The sequence below is a fragment of the Streptomyces sp. NPDC047971 genome (assembly GCF_040653355.1).
Taxonomy (GTDB): Bacteria; Actinomycetota; Actinomycetes; order Streptomycetales; family Streptomycetaceae; genus Streptomyces.
Genome location: NZ_JBEZNW010000003.1, coordinates 24082 through 43451, shown reverse-complemented (window position 1 = coordinate 43451; position 19370 = coordinate 24082). Strand labels below are relative to the sequence as shown.

20 protein-coding genes are annotated in these 19370 nt (G+C 73.5%); 8 read left to right on the top strand and 12 right to left on the bottom strand.

The window, feature by feature from the left end; all coding sequences use genetic code 11:
* Positions 1 to 55: 55 nt before the first annotated feature.
* On the bottom strand, positions 56 to 517 hold the full coding sequence (locus AB0D99_RS04330) for a nitroreductase family deazaflavin-dependent oxidoreductase (RefSeq protein WP_362356759.1): 462 nt from the start codon (positions 515 to 517) through the stop codon (positions 56 to 58).
* Between the two features lie 128 nt (positions 518 to 645).
* Between AB0D99_RS04330 and AB0D99_RS04325 the strand changes: the two genes are divergently transcribed.
* Positions 646 to 1350: a TetR/AcrR family transcriptional regulator gene (locus AB0D99_RS04325; protein ID WP_362356757.1), complete on the top strand. Its 705-nt coding sequence runs from the start codon at positions 646 to 648 to the stop codon at positions 1348 to 1350.
* A gap of 41 nt (positions 1351 to 1391) precedes the next feature.
* Here the strand turns inward: AB0D99_RS04325 and AB0D99_RS04320 are convergent, their stop codons facing one another.
* Positions 1392 to 2060, bottom strand: a complete 669-nt coding sequence (locus AB0D99_RS04320) for a hypothetical protein (RefSeq protein ID WP_362356755.1) — start codon at positions 2058 to 2060, stop codon at positions 1392 to 1394.
* A gap of 156 nt (positions 2061 to 2216) precedes the next feature.
* Between AB0D99_RS04320 and AB0D99_RS04315 the strand changes: the two genes are divergently transcribed.
* Positions 2217 to 3455 (top strand): sensor histidine kinase, encoded by a 1239-nt coding sequence (locus AB0D99_RS04315; protein ID WP_362356753.1) that lies wholly within the window; start codon positions 2217 to 2219, stop codon positions 3453 to 3455.
* The gene (locus tag AB0D99_RS04310; RefSeq protein ID WP_362356751.1) at positions 3452 to 4117 is read left to right on the top strand and encodes a response regulator transcription factor; all 666 of its coding nucleotides are present in this window, start codon (positions 3452 to 3454) and stop codon (positions 4115 to 4117) included. The genes AB0D99_RS04315 and AB0D99_RS04310 overlap by 4 nt, the downstream gene beginning before the upstream one ends.
* A 38-nt stretch (positions 4118 to 4155) precedes the next feature.
* On the opposite strand, the gene AB0D99_RS04305 is transcribed toward AB0D99_RS04310, so the two are convergent.
* Together AB0D99_RS04305 and AB0D99_RS04300 are read right to left on the bottom strand one after the other, a co-directional pair.
* Complete coding sequence (locus AB0D99_RS04305; RefSeq protein WP_362356749.1) at positions 4156 to 5379, bottom strand: MFS transporter; 1224 nt, start codon at positions 5377 to 5379, stop codon at positions 4156 to 4158.
* A gap of 32 nt (positions 5380 to 5411) precedes the next feature.
* A complete protein-coding gene (locus tag AB0D99_RS04300; RefSeq protein ID WP_362356747.1) occupies positions 5412 to 6059 on the bottom strand; it encodes an endonuclease in 648 nt (215 codons plus the stop codon).
* Between the two features lie 85 nt (positions 6060 to 6144).
* On the opposite strand from AB0D99_RS04300, the gene AB0D99_RS04295 reads away from it, so the two are divergent.
* Both AB0D99_RS04295 and AB0D99_RS04290 read left to right on the top strand, forming a co-directional pair.
* On the top strand, positions 6145 to 7371 hold the full coding sequence (locus AB0D99_RS04295) for an ROK family protein (protein ID WP_362356745.1): 1227 nt from the start codon (positions 6145 to 6147) through the stop codon (positions 7369 to 7371).
* Between the two features lie 151 nt (positions 7372 to 7522).
* On the top strand, positions 7523 to 8287 hold the full coding sequence (locus AB0D99_RS04290) for a class I SAM-dependent methyltransferase (protein WP_362356743.1): 765 nt from the start codon (positions 7523 to 7525) through the stop codon (positions 8285 to 8287).
* Here the strand turns inward: AB0D99_RS04290 and AB0D99_RS04285 are convergent.
* Positions 8260 to 8940 (bottom strand): DUF4865 family protein, encoded by a 681-nt coding sequence (locus tag AB0D99_RS04285; RefSeq protein WP_362356741.1) that lies wholly within the window; start codon positions 8938 to 8940, stop codon positions 8260 to 8262. The genes AB0D99_RS04290 and AB0D99_RS04285 overlap by 28 nt on opposite strands.
* Positions 8941 to 8969: 29 nt before the next feature.
* Positions 8970 to 9542: a TetR/AcrR family transcriptional regulator gene (locus AB0D99_RS04280; RefSeq protein ID WP_362356739.1), complete on the bottom strand. Its 573-nt coding sequence runs from the start codon at positions 9540 to 9542 to the stop codon at positions 8970 to 8972.
* Positions 9543 to 9729: 187 nt separating this feature from the next.
* On the opposite strand from AB0D99_RS04280, the gene AB0D99_RS04275 reads away from it, so the two are divergent.
* Positions 9730 to 10014, top strand: a complete 285-nt coding sequence (locus tag AB0D99_RS04275) for an SHOCT domain-containing protein (protein ID WP_362356737.1) — start codon at positions 9730 to 9732, stop codon at positions 10012 to 10014.
* Between the two features lie 154 nt (positions 10015 to 10168).
* Here the strand turns inward: AB0D99_RS04275 and AB0D99_RS04270 are convergent, their stop codons facing one another.
* Together AB0D99_RS04270 and AB0D99_RS04265 are read right to left on the bottom strand one after the other, a co-directional pair.
* Positions 10169 to 10780: an ATP-binding protein gene (locus tag AB0D99_RS04270; protein WP_362356735.1), complete on the bottom strand. Its 612-nt coding sequence runs from the start codon at positions 10778 to 10780 to the stop codon at positions 10169 to 10171.
* A gap of 171 nt (positions 10781 to 10951) precedes the next feature.
* Entirely contained in the window at positions 10952 to 11281 is a 330-nt protein-coding gene (locus tag AB0D99_RS04265; protein WP_362356733.1) for a hypothetical protein, read from the bottom strand.
* A 176-nt stretch (positions 11282 to 11457) separates the two neighbouring features.
* On the opposite strand from AB0D99_RS04265, the gene AB0D99_RS04260 reads away from it, so the two are divergent.
* Entirely contained in the window at positions 11458 to 12600 is a 1143-nt protein-coding gene (locus AB0D99_RS04260) for a PLP-dependent cysteine synthase family protein (protein ID WP_362356731.1), read from the top strand.
* Here the strand turns inward: AB0D99_RS04260 and AB0D99_RS04255 are convergent.
* From AB0D99_RS04255 to AB0D99_RS04245, 3 genes are read right to left on the bottom strand one after another with little or no spacing between them, the layout of a single operon-like run.
* Positions 12560 to 13060 carry an SRPBCC family protein gene (locus tag AB0D99_RS04255; protein WP_362356729.1) on the bottom strand — a complete coding sequence of 167 codons (501 nt, stop codon included), beginning with the start codon at positions 13058 to 13060 and terminating at the stop codon, positions 12560 to 12562. The two genes, AB0D99_RS04260 and AB0D99_RS04255, sit on opposite strands and share 41 nt — an antisense overlap.
* A gap of 57 nt (positions 13061 to 13117) precedes the next feature.
* Entirely contained in the window at positions 13118 to 13555 is a 438-nt protein-coding gene (locus tag AB0D99_RS04250) for an SRPBCC family protein (protein ID WP_362356727.1), read from the bottom strand.
* Positions 13552 to 14388 carry a DeoR/GlpR family DNA-binding transcription regulator gene (locus tag AB0D99_RS04245; protein ID WP_362356725.1) on the bottom strand — a complete coding sequence of 279 codons (837 nt, stop codon included), beginning with the start codon at positions 14386 to 14388 and terminating at the stop codon, positions 13552 to 13554. The genes AB0D99_RS04250 and AB0D99_RS04245 overlap by 4 nt, the downstream gene beginning before the upstream one ends.
* A gap of 136 nt (positions 14389 to 14524) precedes the next feature.
* Between AB0D99_RS04245 and AB0D99_RS04240 the strand changes: the two genes are divergently transcribed.
* On the top strand, positions 14525 to 16963 hold the full coding sequence (locus AB0D99_RS04240; protein WP_362356723.1) for a hypothetical protein: 2439 nt from the start codon (positions 14525 to 14527) through the stop codon (positions 16961 to 16963).
* On the opposite strand, the gene AB0D99_RS04235 is transcribed toward AB0D99_RS04240, so the two are convergent.
* Complete coding sequence (locus AB0D99_RS04235) at positions 16933 to 19344, bottom strand: right-handed parallel beta-helix repeat-containing protein (RefSeq protein WP_362356721.1); 2412 nt, start codon at positions 19342 to 19344, stop codon at positions 16933 to 16935. The two genes, AB0D99_RS04240 and AB0D99_RS04235, sit on opposite strands and share 31 nt — an antisense overlap.
* Positions 19345 to 19370: the final 26 nt, after the last annotated feature.

Sequence of the window (19370 nt, the reverse complement as noted above, 5' to 3'; positions counted from 1 at the left end):
GGTCGTGAGATCGGGCGGGTCGGTCCGGCCGCGTGGCCGGGCGGACCGAACCGCTTCATGACGACGTGGTGATCCGGAAGACGGGGTGCTTGGGGGCGATCGCCCTCAGCTCCTCGTCCGTGGAGTCCGCCCCGACCCCGCCGAAGAACACGCCGACCTCGGCCTTCCAGCGCTTGAGGTAGGCGCGCAGGAGGACGGGCTTCTCGTCGTCGGCCAGCTCGACGGCGGTGAACGTCTGCACCTGCTTGCCCAGGCGCAGTTCGCCGCCGCCCGCCGCCCGCATGTTGTGGGTCCACTGCACATGGCCGCGCGGGGCCACCAGATACTGGGCGCCCTCGAACGTCATCAGGTTGACGGGAGTGGTGCGCCATTCGCCGCTCTTGCGGCCACGGACCGCGAGGACGCGGGAGCCCCAGACGCTGATGCCCCGGCGGGTCATCCAGGCGACGGCCCGGTTGATGACGTTGACCGTGATCCAGCCGGGCTTCATGACGTGGGCGGCGGGCTGAGCGGACATGGCGACCTCCGAGGAAGAATCTGTGAGCACTGCTCTCTCTTGAGATCAGTGTGCACGGATCGGTGCCCCAAAGCAAGAGCACTGCTCTCGTTTTAGTGCAGTGCTCCGAAAGGTGGCAGACTGTCTCCATGACCAGCGTTCAAGGAGCCCGGGCCCGCGCCCGCATCGAGATCACCGCCGCCATCAAGGACGAGGCCCGCAAGCAGCTCGCCGTCGACGGCGCCCCGAAGCTCTCCCTCCGCGCCGTCGCCCGCGAGCTCGGCATGGTGTCGTCCGCCCTCTACCGCTACTTCCCCAGTCGCGACGACCTGCTCACGGCCCTCATCGTCGACGCGTACGACGCCGTCGGCGTCGCCGCCGAACAGGCCCTCGCCGCCACGGACGCGGGCGACGCGCCCGACGCCCTCGTCCGGTGGACCGCCGTCTGCCGGGCCGTCCGCGCCTGGGCCGTCGCACACCCGCACGAGTACGCCCTGATCTACGGCTCGCCCGTGCCGGGATACTCCGCCCCCCAGGACACCGTCGGCCCGGCCTCCCGGGTCGGCCTCGTTCTCATCTCCATCGCCCGGGACGCCTTCACGACGGACGGCATCGCCCCGCCGCCGCTTGCCGGAGAGCTGCGCCCCGAGGCGGAGCGGATGGCCGCCGACTTCGCGCCCGATCTGCCGCCCGGGCTCGTCGTCGCCCTGGTCGCTGCGTGGTCGCAGCTCTTCGGGCTCGTCTCCTTCGAGGTGTTCGGCCAGTTCCACCGCATCGTCGAGGAGCGCGACGCGTTCTTCACGTCCGCCGCCACGCGCCTCGGCCGCGACATCGGCCTCCTGCCCCGCCCGTAGCCACCTCGGCCCCGCCCCGGCCGGGGGCGACGGGGTACGGGTCAGGAGGGCGTCCGGTCGCTCGCTGCCGGGTCCGCGGCGTCCTGGTGCGATGGGGCCGGCGGGTCGGTGTGCCCGGGGAGCCGCCCGCCGGGCGGCAGATACCGCAGCCGTCCGTTGGCGTCGGTCACCGCCGTGAACCCGGCGGCGCGCAGCCGGGCGGACCGCTTGGCGACGCTGCGGAAGCCGAGCGGGAACAACACCACCACCAGCGCCGCGAGGACGGCGCAGGCGATGCCCGCGAGGGCGGGCGCGTCGGGCACGCCGTCGCCGTACTCCGTGCTGATCTCCTCCGCGAGCAGGACGGTGACCACCGCCGCCATCCCCAGGCGCCACGTGGTCGAGTACCGCCGGCCGAGGTCCACGACCATGCGGGCCTCGAGGAGGTCGACGTCCTCGGGCGCGATCGGCGGCAGCTCCCGTCCTTCGCCCGCCCGTGGATACCGTGCCCGGTTCTCCGCGGCCCGCGCCCTGGCCCGCGGGGTGGGGTCGGGATCCAGCGACAGCACCGTGGAACTGCCGTTCAGGCTCAGATCCGCGTACGCGTACCCGAACTGCTCCGCGACGAGGGCGAGTCGGGCGCGGCCCCGCGTCGTGGTCATGAAGGTCAGGCGGACCGGTTCCCCGCTCGCCATCGCCCGCAGCAGTTTCCGCACATGTCTCTTGCGCACTCGTGACCCCCGTGACTCGTACGTCGTCCAGACTCCCACGACGCCACATCCGTGCCGTCGGCGGGGAGGGCGCCACCGCGTACTCCCGGGGGAGTAGGGGTGAGCACCGCGCCCGGCTGACGCCCGCGCGGCCCGACCGCGTCTAGCGTGGCGGGCATGGACGAACTGCGCGGAGACGGCGAAGGCGGCCCGCCCCGGGCGCTCGGTGACCGGGGCGGGCCGCCCTGGCTGCGGCAGTGGGCGGACCGGGAGCCCGGGACCGGTCTGCCCTGGCGGTCCACCCTGCTGCTCGCCGTGTTCGTGATGGTGGGCTCGGGCTTCGCCGCGCGGAACCAGCCGGACCGGGAGTCGCTGGACGCCCTCGGCCGTGCCCTGCTGCTCGCCGGCTCCGCGCTGCTCCTGCTGCGCCACCGCCACCCGGTCCCCGTGGTCTTCGGGACGACGGCGCTCGCTCTCGGCTACTTCGCCGCCGGGTACCCGTACGGTCCGGTCTTCCTCCTCGTCGCCGTCGCCTGTTACGCGGCGATCGTCCACGGGCACCGGCGGTCGGCCTGGTGGGCGCTGGGTCTGCTGTGGGCGGGGCATCTGCTCCTCGCCCACTGGCTCTACCGCCATCTGCCCCCTCGCGGGGACTCCGCCGCCCCCTGGGGCCAGGAGATTCCCGTGGCCCTGTTCGTCGTCGCGATCCTCGCCGCCTCGGAACTGGTCCGCGTCCGCCGGGAGCAGTGGGCGCAGCAGCGGGCCGAACGCGCCGCGGCCGAGCGGCGCCGGGCGGACGAGGAGCGCCTGCGGATCGCCCGCGAACTGCACGACGTCCTCGCCCACTCGATCTCCGTCATCCATGTGCAGGCGGGGGTCGGGCTGGCCCTGCTGGACTCCGATCCCGAGCAGGCGCGCACCGCGCTCACCACGATCAAGGCGGCGAGCAAGGAGGCACTGGGGGAGGTCCGGCAGGTCCTCGCCACCCTGCGGGCGCCGGGCGAGGCTCCGCGGACCCCGGCACCGGGACTCGACCGGCTCCCGGAACTGGTCGAGCAGGCGGCGTCCACGGGTCTGACCGTGGAGACCACGACCGAGGGGGAGCCCGTGGCGCTGCCGCCCGGGACCGATCTCGCGGCCTTCCGGATCCTGCAGGAGGCGCTGACCAACGTGATCCGGCACTCCGGTTCCCGGACCGCCCGCATGCTGATCGCCTACCGGCCCGGCGGTGTGGAGCTCCGCGTCGACGACGACGGACCGGCGACCGGTGGCGACGCGGGCGGCAGCGGAAGCGGACTCACCGGGATGCGGGAGCGGGCCGCGGCGCTCGGTGGCACGATCGAGGCGGGCACCCGCCCGGACGGCGGATTCCGGGTGCGCGCCGTCCTTCCCGCCCGCCCGAGGGAGACCCCGTGATCCGTGTCCTGCTCGCCGACGACCAGTCACTGGTACGGGCGGGCTTCCGCGCGCTCCTGGACGCCCAGCCGGACATCGAGGTCGCGGGGGAGGCCGCCGACGGCGACGAGGCCGCGGCGAAGGCGGGCGAACTGCGCCCGGACGTCGTCCTGATGGACATCCGGATGCCGAGGCTCGACGGGCTGGCCGCCACCCGGAGGATCACCGGCGACCCGGCCCTCGGCGAGGTGAAGGTGGTCATGCTGACCACGTTCGAACTCGACGAGTACGTCTTCGAGGCCATCCGCTCCGGCGCCTCCGGTTTCCTCGTCAAGGACACCGAGCCGGAGGAGCTGCTGCGGGCCGTGCGTGCCGTCGTCGAGGGTGACGCGCTGCTCTCGCCGGGGGTGACGCGACGGCTCATCGAGGAGTTCGCGGCCCGCTCGAAGCCCCCGGCCGGAGTGTTCGTCCTCGACGAACTCACCGACCGGGAGAGGGAGGTGATGGCTCTGGTCGGCATCGGCCTCTCGAACGAGGAGATCGCCCGGCGCCTGGTCGTCAGCCCCCTGACCGCCAAGACGCACGTGAGCCGGGCGATGGTGAAGCTGGGCGCGCGCGACAGGGCCCAGCTCGTCGTCATGGCCTACGAGTCGGGTCTGGTGCGCCCGGGCTGGCTGGGCTGAGGCGTCGGCCCCGCGCCCGGAAGGCGACCGCTCCCCGGCTACCGCTGGTCGGCCGGTGCCGGGGCCCGTACGTTCCGGGCCGCGTAGCCGATGACCGCGGCGCCCGCCGCGAGGACGGCGACAGTGGTCAGGGCGATCGGCAGGGAGAACCAGTCGGCGAGGAAGCCGATCGACGGCGGGCCGAGCAGCATGCCGCCGTAGCCGAGGGTGGAGGCCGCGGCGACCCCGCTCGGTCCGGCCAGCGCTCCGGCGCGGGCCACGGCCACCGGGAAGATGTTGGCCAGACCGAGGCCGGTGACGGCGAAGCCGAGCAGTGCCGCCCAGACGGTCGGCGCGAGCGCGCCGAGCACCATGCCGGCGGCCGCCGTCGCCCCGCCGGCCACGAGCGTGCGGGTCTGGCCGAGGCGTTCGAGGAGCGCGGTGCCGGAGAGCCGGCCCGCGGTCATGGTGAGCGCGAAGAGCGAGTAGCCGGCGGCGGCGACGCCCGGGTGCGCGTGGAGGTCCTGTTCCAGGTGGAGCGCGCCCCAGTCGGCCAGAGCGCCCTCGCCGTACGCGGTGCAGAGCGCGATCACCCCGAAGACGAGGACGAGCCCGCGTGAACCCGCCTTCCCCCGCGGGCGTTCGGCGGCGATCGCCTCCGGCGGGGCGGGGGAGGGCTGCCGGAGCAGTACGGGACCGGCGACGGCCGTCAGGAGCAGTCCGACGACCGTCAGGCCGAGGAGATGGGTGGCGGGGGCGAGGCTTCCGGCGACGAGCCCGCCGAGTCCGGCGCCGACCATCCCGCCGAGGCTGAACGCGGCGTGGAAGCTGGGCATCACGGGGCGGCGCAGGGCGGCGACGAGGTCGACGGCGGCGCTGTTCATGGCCACGTTGATGCCGCCGTACGCGGCGCCGAAGACCAGCAGCACGAGGCCCAGGGCGAGCGGCGAGTGCGTGAGGGCGGGCAGGGCGATGGAGAGCGAGAGGAGGACGGCGGTGGCGACGGTGACGGCGTGACTGCCGTGGCGCCGGCAGAGCCGCCCGGTCAGGGTCATGGTCACCACGGCGCCGGCCGACACACCGAGCAGCGCGAGCCCGAGGTCGCTGGCGGAGGCCCCGGTCTGCTGCTTGATCGCGGGGATGCGGACCACCCAGCCGGCGAAGAGGAAGCCGTCGAGGGCGAAGAAGAGGGTCAGGGCGGTGCGGAGGCGGGACAGGGAGGGAGCGGTGTCTCCGCCAGGGCCCCCCGGAACGGCCGTCCGTACTTTGTTTAGTAGCGGCACAAACTCAGGATAGGGGCGGGCGGGCGAGGATTTCAACCCGAGGTGTCCGCGCCGTCCCGCAGCAGCGACGTCCGGACGAGCGCCGCGGCGAGACGCGGCAGCTCCTCGCGGGGCACCAGTCGCGCGAGTGCGGCGGGTTCCGTGGGAAGGTGCGCGCGCCGGGCACCGCGCAGCACGCGCTCGTCCAGGTAGGGGGAGAGTTCCGGCCAGATTCCCTGCACCTCGCGCAGGAAGATGTCCGCTCCGGCGGGACCGATTCCCGGCATCTCCCGCAACGCCGACCGCGCCAGGTCCACGTCGCCGTCCGCCACCGCCCGCATCCGCCGCAGATCGCCGCCGTACTCCCCGAGGACCAGTTCCGCCTCCGTGCCGAGCTGCGTGGAGGTCCGCTCGTCGTAGCGCCGGTAGCCGCCCTCGCCCAGTGCGTCCACCCGCTCCTGCCAGGTCGCGTCCCGCATCCGCCGCGGGGTGCGCATCCCCGCGGCGAAGAGCGCCCGGGCCGCCGCGACCGCCGTCTCCGCGCGGATCCGGGCGCTCAGCAGATGGGCCAGGACGAGCAGCTGGTACAACGGCCGCGGTGTGTTCGTGAGCCGGATGCCGGCCTGCTCGGCGTACGTCCCGTGCTCCTGGCCCTCCAGCAGGGCCCGCACACCGGCCGCCGACGTGACGGAGCGTGCCATGACGCCTCCTGTTTCCCGCCGCGCCGCTACCCGCTGGGCACCCGCCGAAACAGCGCGCCCGTCCGATCATGGGAGACTCGCCCCCATGAACGGCAAGGCGACGACGACCAAGACACGGCTCGACAGGGGGCGCGGCGCGCTCGGGCCCGCGCTGGAGCTGGTGCACACCGGCCGCGCGCCGACGCGTGCCGTGCTCACCGCCGAACTCGGCGTCACCCGTGCCACCGCCGGTGCCGTCGCCGCCGAACTGGAGGCCCTCGGCCTCATCCGCGTCGACTCCAACCCCGGCGCCGCCGCCGGGTCCCAGGGGCGGCCCTCGCACCGCCTCGCCGTCGACGAGAAGGGCCCGGTGGCCCTCGCCGCGCAGGTCCACGCCGACGGCTTCCGTGCCGCGCTCGTCGGCCTCGGCGGCACCATCGTGGCCACCGCGCCGGGCTGCGTCACCGTCTCCGCCGACCCCGCCCAGGTCCTGGGCGCCGTCGTCGACGCGGGAGCCGCCCTGCTGGAGGAGAGCGGCCGCCGCTGCGTCGGCGCGGGCCTCGCCGCGCCCTCGGCCGTCGCCGAGCCCGAGGGCACCGCGCTCAACCCGCTCCACCTCGCCTGGCCGGCCGGGGCCCAGGTGCGGGAGATCTTCGCGGAACGCGTCCGCGCCGCGGGCATCGAAGGACCGGCCTTCACCGGCAACGATGTCAATCTCGCCGCCCTCGCCGAGCACCGCCACGGCGCCGGCCGCGGCGCCAAGGACCTCCTCTGCGTCGCCACCGGCCACCGGGGCGTCGGCGGTGCCCTCGTCCTCGACGGCCGCCTGCACACCGGGAGTTCGGGGCTCGCCCTGGAGGTCGGGCACCTCACGGTCAACCCCGAGGGGCGCCCGTGCCACTGCGGCAGCCGCGGCTGCCTCGACGTCGAGACCGACCCGCTCGCCTTCCTCACCGCCGCGGGCCGGGTGCCCGGGCCGGAGGTCTCACTGCTCCAGCAGTCGCGCGACCTGCTGCGGACCAGCCCCGACGACCCGGGCGTGCGCGTCGCGACGGCGGAGCTGATCGACCGTCTGGGGCTCGGCCTCGCCGGTCTCGTGAACATCCTGAACCCGGACCGGATCATCCTCGGCGGTCTGCACCGCGAGCTGCTGGACGCCGACCCCGACCGACTGCGCGCGGTCGTCGCGGACCGCAGCCTGTGGGGGCGCAGCGGCGGCGTACCGATCCTCGCCTGCACGCTCGACCACAACAGCCTGGTGGGCGCGGCCGAGCTGGCCTGGCAGCCGGTCCTCGACGACCCGCTGGCCGCCCTGGGCAGGCCGGTCGTGTGAGGGCGCGGGCCCGGAGCGAAGGCATGGGCGCTCACCCTCGCCCACCGGCGCGCGCCGTGGACCGGGTGGGCGGCGTCCGGACCGGAGCCCCTGCGCGCGAGCGCGATAACGGCTTGGGCGGACGACGCCGCTCGCACTACCGTTCCGCTCCATGACCGACAATGATCTTCCTCCCCGTCTCGGCAGTCTGACCTTCCACGGGCCGCTCTCCGAGGCCCGCGCCACTCGCATGATCGAGCGACTCGCCGCCGCGTCGCCCGCCACCGTGCTCGACATCGGCTGCGGCTGGGGCGAGTTGCTGCTGCGCGTCCTGGAGGCCGCGCCCGGCTCGACCGGTGTGGGCATCGACATCAACGCCGAGGACCTGGCCCGCGGCAGGGACCTCGCCAAGGAGCGCGGGCTCGCGGACCGGGTCGAGTTCGTGGAGGAGTCGGCGCTCGGCACCACCCGGGGGCCCGTCGACGCGATCCTCTGCCTCGGTTCCAGCCAGGCCCTCTGCGAGCCCGATCAGCCCCACGATCCGGCGGCCGCCCTGCGGGAACTGCGGCGCCTGGTACGGCCCGGCGGCCGTGTCGTCCTCGGCGAGGGCTTCTGGCAGCGCACGCCGACGGACGAGGAGCTCGCCGGGATGTGGCCGGACGCGCACGCCGGGGAGCACTTCCTGCTCGGACCGCTCGTCGACCTGGCGATCGAGGCGGGCTTCCGTCCGGCGTGGATCGAGACGGCGAGCGTCGACGAGTGGGAGGAGTTCGAGTCCGGCTACCGCCACGACACCGAACTCTGGCTGGCCGGCCACTCCGACCATCCGCTCGCCGCGGAGACCCGCGAACGGGTCGACCGCCAGCGTTCCACCTGGCTCGACGGCTACCGCCGCGTCCTCGGCATCGCCTATCTGACGCTGGTCCCGGTGGGCTGAGCCGACAGTCCAGCCCGCTCCGGAGCCGACAGTCCACCCCGCTCCGGAGCGGTCGGTCCACCCCGCTCCGGAGCGGACAGCCCCGCCCGTTCCGGGGCCGACAGCCACAGCACCTGGAAGCGCTCGCCCGCGCCGGCGCCCGGCTCCGGGGCCGGCGGCTCCCCCGCCCACAGGGTGACGTGCAGCAGCTCCCAGTGGCGGGGATCGATCGCGAGCGCGCTCGCCACCACGCCGTCCTCACGGGCCTCGCGGGCGTGCCGGGCGCGCGCCTCCGCCACCGCCGTCGCCGGAGCGACGTCCGTCGGTACGGGGACCCTGCGGCGCGTCGCGGTCCGTGGCGCCGCCGCCGCGGCCGGCCCCTCCTGGTAGGCCAGACCCGTCCAGTGCTGCACCACCGGTCGGCCGAAGTCGTTCACGATCCCCTGGAATCCCGTGCCCCAGAGGAACGCGTGCATGCCCTCAGGCGCGGTCCAGAGGTAGAACGGGGCGTACTGGTTCACCGGCGAGCCGTCCTCGCGGTCCCTGATCAGATACGCCTTGAGGCCGAGGCCGGGGAAGTCGTCGAGGAGGTGCCCCCTCGTCGCGACCCGCTCGCGGATGATCCCCATGTCGTAATCGGCGGGCAGGGTGATCTCGTACTGCATGGCGTCCATCGTGCGGTCTCCGCTTCTCTCGTCTGTGCTCAGGCGGTACGGCTCTTCACCGCGGACAGCAGGGCGAGCAGTCCGTGGACGGCGGAGTCGAAGGCGGCGGGGCTGCCCGACGCGCGGCACAGCACGTAGCCGCCCTGCACGGTCGCCACGATCGTGGCCGCGAGCTCGGCCGGATCCAGGGGACCGGTCAACTCCCCACTGTCCAGCCCCTCCTGGACGACGCCGGCGAGTCGGCCGCGCAACCAGTCGAGCGTCTCGTCGACCGGAGCGCGCAGTTCCGCGCTCGCCACGACGTCCGGGTCCATGGTCAGTCGCCCGACCGGGCAGCCGCGCAGCACATCGCGCTCACGCAGCAGATACGCCTCCAGGCGGGCATGCGCCGAACCCCCGCCTCCGAGGACGACGTCCGCCGTCGCCCGCATCTCGTCGGCCGTGCGCCGGATCGCCGCGAGCGCCAGATCGGGCTTGCCGGCGAAGTGGTGGTACATGCTGCCCTGCCCGGCGCCCGCGGCCTGCTGGATCGCCTTGGGGCTCGTGCCGACGTAGCCGCGTTCCCAGAGCAGTTCCCGGGTGGCCTCGATCAGTCGCTCGGACGTGGTCATGACGGCAGTGTACACACCAGTAGGTACAGCCGTGCCGTGCATGCCGGTTCAGGCCGGAGAGGTCCGGGGCTCCGTCCGTACTCCCCACGGCGTACGGACGAAGCCGCCGGCCGTACGACGCCCCGGACCCCCTCCGCGAGCGAGCCTCGAAGCGTCGACACGCGACACACACGAGGAGCTGAGAGACATGAACACACTCGCCCACACCGGCCCCGGCCCCTGGGTCCTGTTCTTCCCGCTCGTCTGGGCGGCTGTGATCCTGACCGTGGTCACCGTCCTGCGCCGCACCGGATGGATGCGTGCGAGGCGTGGTCGCGGACCGGGCCCGGCCTACGACGAGCAGTCCCCGATCGCGCTCCTCGGCCACCGTTTCGCGGCCGGTGAGATCGACGAGGACGAGTACTGGCGGCGGCTGACCGTCCTGGAGGAGCAGTTCGGTCGCGCCGCCGGCCCGAAGGGGCGTGCGACATGACCGCGGCCACCGCCGCGCGCGGCACACTCCGAGCCCAGCTGCCAGGGTCGTCGACGCCGTCACGGTGTGGGGCGTCGACGACACCGAGGGCAGGGCCCTGACGGGGTGAATGCCGATGACGCGCGTCGAGCTCCCGGCCGTGCGCCGCCCCCGCTCAGCCCGTGAGGACCGAACGGGCGACCGCCGGGGCGCGGGCCGGCTCCGTGGGGGACCCGAAGGGCACCCCGTCGAGTCCCGTGCCGTGCGCGCCGCGGAAGCGGCTCTGGTCGACGAAGGGGCCGTCGGTCGTCGCGCCGTAGACGGCGTGCGAGCGGGAGGGCACGGCCACCGCCGGGGTCGGCGCGGAGAGGGTGAACCACACGACCTTCCCCGTGTCGCCGTTCGGGCGGATGCCCCAGCTCTCGCTGACCGCCTCGATGATGGCCAGCCCACGGCCCGAGGTGGCCAACTCGTCGATCCCGAAGGGGTCCTGGGCCCCGAGAATCCCGGTCCCGCCGGCGAATCCCGGTATCCGCGGGTCGTGGTCGTGGACCGAGACCATGAGTCGGTCGAGCAGCAGCTCGATCTCGACGGTGCACTTCTTGTCCGGCTGTGCGTGCCGGTGAACATTGGTCAGCAGCTCGGTGACACCGAGCGCCGCATGGTCGATCAACGCATCGAGATGCCAGTAGCGCAGATGCGCCGATACGATTCTGCGGACCTGACCGATCCGCGACGGCAGGGCCTGGAGCTCCACCGTGCAGTGCCTGCTTGGCTCGCTGATCACGGCTGCGACTCCCCGAAGTAGGTCCGGAAGAAGACGAAGATTCGGATCTGTCATGCGGTACTGCGGCGCGGTGGGCTGGATCACAGCGTCACCGCCGGTAAACCCTCGGTGAGGTGGTTCCAGCGTGAACCAGTGGTGAGTGGCCCGCAACTCGCGGCGACCCACCGCAGGTCACCGGCGTGTCCCCGCTCCGCTCTCCTTCTTCCCCGCCGCGTTCCTCAGCGCTTCGAGGAAGCGCCCCGGACCCTTCGTCCGGTCCCGCGGGCCGTCCATGGTCAGGCGGTAGCGCGTGCCGTTGACCGTGGCCACCGTCTCGTCCGGCTTGGCGAACCAGGGCCGCCCCGCCCGTACGGAGGCCACCGGGGCGCTGTCGATCTCGCTGCCGTAGCTGGTCAGCAGCGAAAGACGACCGTCCTCGATCCGGACCTCGCCCGCCCGGGTCAGCGAGCGGGGCCAGCGATCGATCCGTACCCCCGTGGCCGTGAACTCGGGTTCCGTCATCTCGCTCCGCCCCCTTCGCGCCGGTTGTTCCGACCAGTGTGCCCGGCGGGCGCCGGGCACACCAGAGCGCCCCTCTGCAAGGGACTCCTATGGACCCCCAAAGTGAACGTTTGTGCAGGTGAGCGAGTTATCGTCACCAGTGGGGACCGTCGGGGGAAGGATGAGGAGAGGGACGCATGAGCACCACGGAGAACACGGTGTCGGGCAGCGCGCCACGGGCCGCGGCCACCATCGACGTCGACCGCAGCGACCCGGCGTACCGCGCCTGGCTGAAGGACGCCGTCCGCAAGGTCCAGGCCGACGCCAACCGCTCCGCCGACACCCACCTGCTGCGCTTCCCGCTCCCGGAGAAGTGGGGCATCGACCTCTATCTCAAGGACGAGTCGACCCACCCCACCGGCAGTCTGAAGCACCGGCTCGCCCGCTCCCTCTTCCTCTACGGTCTCTGCAACGGCTGGATCCGTCCCGGCAAGCCCGTCATCGAGGCGTCCAGCGGCTCGACGGCCGTCTCCGAGGCGTACTTCGCCAAGCTGATCGGGGTGCCCTTCATCGCGGTGATGCCCCGGACCACCAGCCCCGAGAAGTGCCGCCTGATCGAGTTCCACGGCGGCCGGTGCCACTTCGTGGACGACTCGCGCAAGATGTACGAGGAGTCGGCGGCCCTCGCGGAGCGGACCGGTGGGCACTACATGGACCAGTTCACCTACGCCGAGCGGGCCACGGACTGGCGGGGCAACAACAACATCGCCGAATCGATGTACCAGCAGCTGAGGCTGGAGCGGTACCCCGAACCCGCCTGGATCGTCGCCACCGCCGGCACCGGCGGCACATCCGCGACCATCGCGCGCTACGTGCACTACATGCAGCACGACACCCGCATCTGTGTCGCCGACCCCGAGAACTCCTGTTTCTTCGACGGCTGGACGAACAGCGATCCGCTCGCCACCTCCGACTGCGGCTCGCGCATCGAGGGCATCGGCCGGCCCCGGATGGAGCCGAGCTTCGTGCCCGGGGCCATCGACCGGATGATGAAGGTCCCGGACGCGGCCAGCGTCGCCGCCGTCCGCGCACTGGAGGCGGCGATCGGCCGCAAGGCGGGCGGATCCACCGGCACGGGGCTGTGGAGCGCGCTGAAGATCGTCGCGGAGATGGTCGAGCACGGCCGCACCGGCAGCGTCGTGACCCTGATCTGCGACCCGGGCGACCGCTACCTCGACAAGTACTACTCCGACGCCTGGCTCGCCGAGCAGGGCCTGGACATCGCCCCCTACGCCGCGGCTATCGACCGGTTCCTGGAGACGGGTTCCTGGCCGGAGTGAGCCGCCGGTCCAGGCTGCGCATCGCGTCGCGGAAGGACTTCCCGACGCCGGGGCGGGCGAGGCGCATGGCGAGGAGGCACGGGCCGGGGCCGTCGACGGCCATGGTCCAGCGGACCCGGGTACCGGAGCCGGCGGGGGAGAGGTTCCAGTCCTCCAGCATGGCGCTGACGCCGGGTGCGTTGGTCTCGTCGATCCGGTAGGCGTAACGGGTGTCCGGTTCGTCGGCCATGATCGTCTCGTGGAAGACGATCCCGCCCCGGAGCCGGACCGTGCGTCCGGCACCGTCGGCAGTCGGTGTCGCGGAGCTCACGGCCGCGAACCAGGCGGGCATACTGCCCAACTCCACCGCCAGCGACCGGTGGACGGCGGAGGGAGGGGCCGCCACCTCCGCCGTGAACACCAGGCGGACGGGTGCGGATGTGGCGAAGTCGAGCTCCACGGGCCTGAGTCGGCGTGCCATGGGACCGTACCTCCGGAGAGCGGGGCCTGAAGTGCGCACACCCTAGCTGACGTTCTGTCACATGGACAGCAGTCCGTCCATCGCCCGACCGAACAACCTCCGCCCGGCGAAGGCCAGTACGGGATCGAGGACGCGCGGCACCCCGCGTACCCGAAGCTCCTCCACCCACACCGCGCGGGAGCCGCCGCCAGGCGCCCCGTACACCTCGATCACGGCACGGCCGAGCACCACCCGGCCCCGCTTCTCCAGCCCGCACACGCCCGGCCGCCCCGACTCCGGAGGCTCCCAGCGCACGACCTCCATCGGATCGTCGAACGCCAGCCGCCCCACGCCGGTACGGGCCACGAAGCGGCTTCCCGCGCCCGTGGGGCCCGCGGAGAGCAGCCGCGTCCGGGTCAGGGGCACCAGACGCCCGTGCGCGCGGAAGTCGGTGAGGCGCCGCCACGCCTCGTCCACCGGCAGGGCCGATGAGCGCTCGACGCGGAAGAGGCTCACGCCTCCTCGTCCTCGACGTCGTCCTCGCCCGCGACGACCAGGCCCGGCAGCTGCTCCGCCATCTCCGCCCGGGTCCGCTCCGACAGACCCCCGTCCGTCACCAGTGTGTCCACCTCGTCGAGCCGGGCGAACGAACTCAGTCCCACCGTCCCCCACTTCGTGTGGTCCGCGACCACCACCACCCGGCGTGCCGAGCGCATCAGACGGCGGTTGGTCTCCGCCTCGGCGAGGTTCGGCGTGGAGAGCCCCGCCTCCACCGAGATCCCGTGCACCCCGAGGAACAGCACGTCGAAGTGGAGCGAACGGATCGCCTGGTCGGCCACCGGCCCCACCAGCGCGTCCGACGGGGTCCGAACGCCGCCCGTCAGCACGACGGTCGCCGCCCCGGGCCGCGACTCGCCGGCCGCGTGGCCGGCCGAGTGGAAGACGTCCGCGACCCGCACCGAATTGGTCACCACCGTCAGATCCGGCACGTCGAGCAGCCGCCCCGCCAGGGCGAAGGTCGTCGTACCGCCCGACAGCGCGATCGCCGAGCCCGGAGCGACCATCCGCGCCGCCGTCCGGGCGATGTCCTCCTTCGCCCCCAGCTCCAGCGCGGACTTGGCCTCGAACCCCGGTTCGTGCGAACTCGTCTCCACCACCGGCACCGCGCCGCCGTGCACCTTCTCCACGACACCCTGACGGGCCAGGGCGTCCAGGTCGCGGCGGACCGTCATGTCGGAGACGTTGAGCCGCCGCGTCAGTTCGTTGACCCGTACGCCTCCGCGCCGCCGTACCTCGTCCAGGATGAGGGCGCGCCGCTGCTCCGCGAGGAGATTCTGATGGTCGCTCACCACCGGGGGCCGTTCCTTCCGCAGGGGACTGGGGGATTGCCGTCGGATTCGGTGAGAGCCCGTGCGCGAGCGCACGGCCTTCCGCGATCCTGTTGCCTGTCGTCGAATCCTGCCACCCAGAGAGCGAGACACCGAAGTGTCCCCTGCCACACCTGCCCCGAAGAGCGGAGGTGCGGCGCTCGAGCTCCTCGTCCACGGTGTCGGCGGAGCCACGCCGCAGGACATGCTGGGCGACCCCCGCACGGTCCGGGTCACCGGCGACACGACCGCGGCCATGCACCGCCGCACCGACGATCTCGATGCCGAGGACCACCCCGAGCGCTACGCCGAACGGCCGGTCCCCGAGGCGTACTGCTGGTCCAACCTCACCTCCGGCAACGGCGCCCGGGCCCTGTGGCTGCTGCTCCTGCCCTTCATGGTCGCCAACCTGGCCCACTGGATGCGCCCGTCGGCCAAGGGGCGCCCCGGTCTGGTCCGCCTCTACGCGGTCCTGGTGCGGCTCGTGGCGCTCACCCTCACCGTGCTGCTCACCGCGGCCGCCTGCGAGGTCGCGCTCGATCTGACGGCCTGGCAGTGCGCCGGATCGGCCGTCTGCACGGAGGACCGCTCCTGGCTCGGCTTCCTCTCGGCGGAGCGGGGCGGCTGGTGGTCCCAGCCGGGCCGCCGCCTCGCCCTCGCCGCCGTGGTCCCGGCGGCGCTCGTGGGCCTCCTCTGGTACCTCTCCAACCGGACGTGGAGCGCGTACGAGGCCCAGCGCCCGCCCACGGGGTACGACGCCGGGCCCGCGGAGGCGGCCGAGTCCGAGCCGGTGCGCGCCGAGTCCGGATCCGGCTCCTCGGCGACGGCGGACACCGAGAGCGCCGACGCCGCCACCCCCACCGAACTCCGCCCCGCTCTCGGCCGGCCCGGCTTCTGGTACGGCCGCCGTCTCGTCGCACGGCTGCGCGCCGCGCACACCGCCGCCGGCTTCCTGACCGTCGCCGCCGCCGTCACCGGTGCCGCCGCACGTCACGACCGGGGCGTCGCGGGCGCACCGCCGGCGGTCCTCGCCTGGCTCCTCCAGGCGGCCTTCGTCGTCCTCGCCGTCGTCGTCCTCTGGGTCGTCTGCCGCCGCGGCCGCAGCGAGAAGCGTCTCGACCTGCGACTCGAACAGGCCCTGGTGTCCTGGCTGCCCGGCGCCTCCCTCGTCCTGCTCGCCCTCGCCGTCCTCCACGCCGGCTGGTCCCGCCCCGCGTGGCGTTCCTCGGGAGTCCTGCCGGGTGACGCCGCCTTCGGCGTCCTGACCCTGGCCCAGGGCGGACTCGTCGTCGCCCTCGCGGTGGTCGCCCTCCTCCTGCACCGCCCCCGTCGTGAGACGAGGACCGCCCTGTACGGCCTCGGCGGCCCGGCCGTCGCCATGCTGGCCTGCGCACTCGGCGGGGTGATGTCCGGCGGAGTCGCCCAGCGGATGGCCGACTGGCTCGACGGACCCGGCACCCCCGGCATGGGGGCCGGGTCGTCCGTCGCCCCGCCCGTGCTGCTGAGCTGGCAGGCTTCCGTCATCCCCGTCCTGCTGCTGATGCTCCTCGCCCCGGTGATCTTCCTCGCCGTACGGACCGCGCGCGAGGCCCGCCGCCTCGGTCCCGTCGTCGAGGCCGAGTACGGCGCCGAGGACGCCGACCCGGTCCGCACGGCACGGATCGCCGCGGGCCGTGCCACCGCCGGCCTCACCGACGCCGCCCCCGCGCTCGTCGGGATCGTCTCGGGCGCGACCCTGCTGCTCGGCGCGGGCTCCGTCGCGGGCGCCTGGGCCAGCGGGAACGTACCGGGCCGGGCCTTCGACGGCGCTCACCCGGCCATCGCCTCCGCCGCCGACACGGCCCAGGCCCTCGGCTCCTGGATGATCGGCTTCGGCTTCCTGCTCTTCGTCACCTGGGGCCGGCGCGCCTACCGGGACGCCTCCGCCCGGCGCACCATCGGCATCCTCTGGGACGTCGGCACCTTCTGGCCCCGCGCGGCGCATCCCTTCGCCCCGCCCTGCTACGCCGAACGGGCCGTGCCCGACCTCACCTGGCGGATGAGTTCGTGGACCCGGCGCACGGGAGGGCGGCTCGTCATCTCCGGCCACTCCCAGGGCAGCGTGCTGGCCGCCGCCGCCGTCTGGCAGCTGTCGCCGACGACCCGCGGACGGGTCGCGCTGCTGACCTACGGCTCACCGCTGGAGCGGCTCTACGGCCGCTGGTTCCCCGCCTACTTCGGACCGGGGCCGCTGCGCGCCCTGCACCGTACGGTGCACTGCTGGAGCAACCTCTACCGCGCCACCGACCCGATAGGCGGACCCGTACGGGTGCCCGCCGCGGGAGCCAAGCCGGCCGTCGACCGGGCGGTGCTCCTCGATCCGGTCGTCTACGGCCGCACCCACGCGCACCCGCTGCCGGAGCCGATCCTGGGCCACTCCGACTACCAGGCCGACCCGGTGTTCGCCGCCGAACGGTCCGTACTCCTCGACCGGCTGCCACCCGCCCTGCCGCGCCAGCGCGAGGGGGACGCCGACGAGCAGGCGGATCAGGGGAGTTCGGGAAGGTCCTCCGGATAGAGCAGGGTCAGGTCGTCCGTGCTCACCTCGGCGAGCACGGCGACCCGACCGGCATGGCGCTCCACCATCGACTCGAAGGTCTGCCGCGCGGTGCGGCCGTTGCCGAACGCCGGACCCTTCGGCAGCTCGGTGAAGTACTTCCGCAGCGACTCTCCCGTACCCTCCGCGAGCCGGTACTCGTGCTCGTCCGCCTGCTGCTCCACGATCCGCAGCAGTTCGTCCGGCACGTAGTCGCTGAAGCTGATGGTCCGGGAGAAACGGGACGCGACACCGGGGTTGACCGTGAGGAAGCGCTCCATCTCCGCCGTGTAGCCGGCGACGATCACCACGACCGCGTCACGGTGGTCCTCCATCAGCTTCACCAGGGTGTCGATCGCCTCGCGCCCGAAGTCCCGGCCCGAGTCCTCCGGCGACAGCGCGTACGCCTCGTCGACGAACAGCACCCCGCCGCGCGCCCGGTCGAACGCCTCCTGCGTGCGGATCGCCGTCGAGCCGATGTGCTCGCCGACCAGGTCGACCCGGGAGACCTCGACCAGATGCCCGCGTTCCAGGACGCCCAGCGAGGCCAGGATCTCGCCGTAGAGCCGGGCGACGGTCGTCTTGCCGGTGCCGGGGTTGCCGGTGAAGACCAGGTGGCGGCGGACCGAGGCGGCCTTGAGCCCGGCCTCCTGCCGCCTGCGCCCCACCTCGATCATGTTGGTGAGCGTCCGCACCTCGTGCTTCACGCTCTCCAGGCCCACCAGCGCGTCCAGTTCACCGAGCACGTCCTGGGAGGAGCGCGCGTCCCGGACGGGCTCGGGGGCGGGGGCGGGAGGGGCGGTGGGGGTGCGGGGCGGGGGAACCGTGCCGAGCAGGCCCCCCGACTGCGTCGCCGTCAGCACGGTCCCCGCCTCCGCGGCCGGAGCCGTGCGCACCGCGCTCTCGTCGCTCGTGCAGTCCTCGGCCACCGGACCCTCGTCGGGGAACTCGTACCCGCCGCGGGCGCAGCGCTCCGTGCGGCACTTGCGCAGCGTCGTGCGGCAGCCGTCCATCACATGGAAGCCGTAGCCGCCGCTTCCGGTGACCCGGCAGCCGTGGAAGGACCCGCGCCCCTCGGCGGAGACGTAGAACCCGGCTTCGGCGGGCGAGGTGACCGTGCACCGCTCGATCGTGGGATCCGCTCCCTTGGTGACGATGACCCCGGTCTGCACGGTGTCGATGGTGCACCCGCCGAGCGTCCCGCCACTGCCGTGGTCCCGGAACCAGGCGCCCGTGGACGCCTCGCGGATCCGGCAGTCGTCGAGCTGAGCCGTCGCCCCGTCGCTGACCGACACCGCCGTGTTCCGCACCTGCGACAGATCGCTGTCGACGACGTCCGCGCGCGAGCCGCGGTCGAGGACGAACAGGGCGTCCGGCACGTCGTGCACCCGGCAGGTGTCGAGGACGGCGGTGGCACCGTCGCTGATCCAGACCGCCGGGTAGTCGCCCGTACTGTCGTGGATCTCGCACTGGTTGGCGTCCACCCGGGTGCCGGGGTCCCACACCGAGAGCCCGTTGCGGCCGAACCGCCGCACGGTGGATCGGGTCAGCGTGAGCACCGAACGCGAGCGCAGGTCGATCGCGTTCTCGGGAATGTCGTGGATGTCGCAGTCGGAGAGGGTGAGGACCGCGTCCGTGTCGAGCGTGATGCCGTCGGCCGAGGTGCGGTGCACGGAGGAGTCCGTGAGGTGCGCGCTCGCGCGCGCGGCGATCTGCAGACCGGTGCCCTTGATCTCGTACACCTCGCAGCCGATGCCCTCCAGGCCGCTGCCCTCGCCGTTGACGGTGATCCCGGCGCCCGAGGCGTGATGGACCCGGCAGCGCTCCAGGCGCGGATGGGCGCCGCCGCGGACGGAGACGCCGGACTGCCCGGCCGAGACGATCTCGCACTCCTCGAACACCCCACCCGCGCCGTCGAGGACGGCGAGGCCCACGCCCGCGGGATTGTCGACGGTGCAGCGCCGGACGGTGGGGCGGGCCGCTCCGCGCACTTCGAGACCGGCGGCCGAGCGGGTCACGATCCGCAGGTCGAGCAGGTCAGGGGTGCCGTCCTCCACGAGCAGCGCGGGCGCGGCGGTGTCCTGCCCCTCCACATGCAGGTCCTGGACGGTGGCGGACGCCCGTACGGTCAGCGGCACACCGTCCGCGGGGGCGATCCGGACGGAGCCGACGCCGCCCTCCGCGCCGCGCAGTGTGACGGCCCGTTCGATGACGAGGTTCTCCCGGTAGGTACCGGGCGCGACGGTGAGGACGTCGCCGTCCGCCGCGGCCTCCAGGGCCGCGGCGAGGGAGGCGTACTCACCCGTGCGGCGCCGCCACCGCGATGTGCCGGTGTGCGTCACCTGGACCGTGCCCTGTGCCATGGGTGTGCTCTGCCCCCGCCTCATGC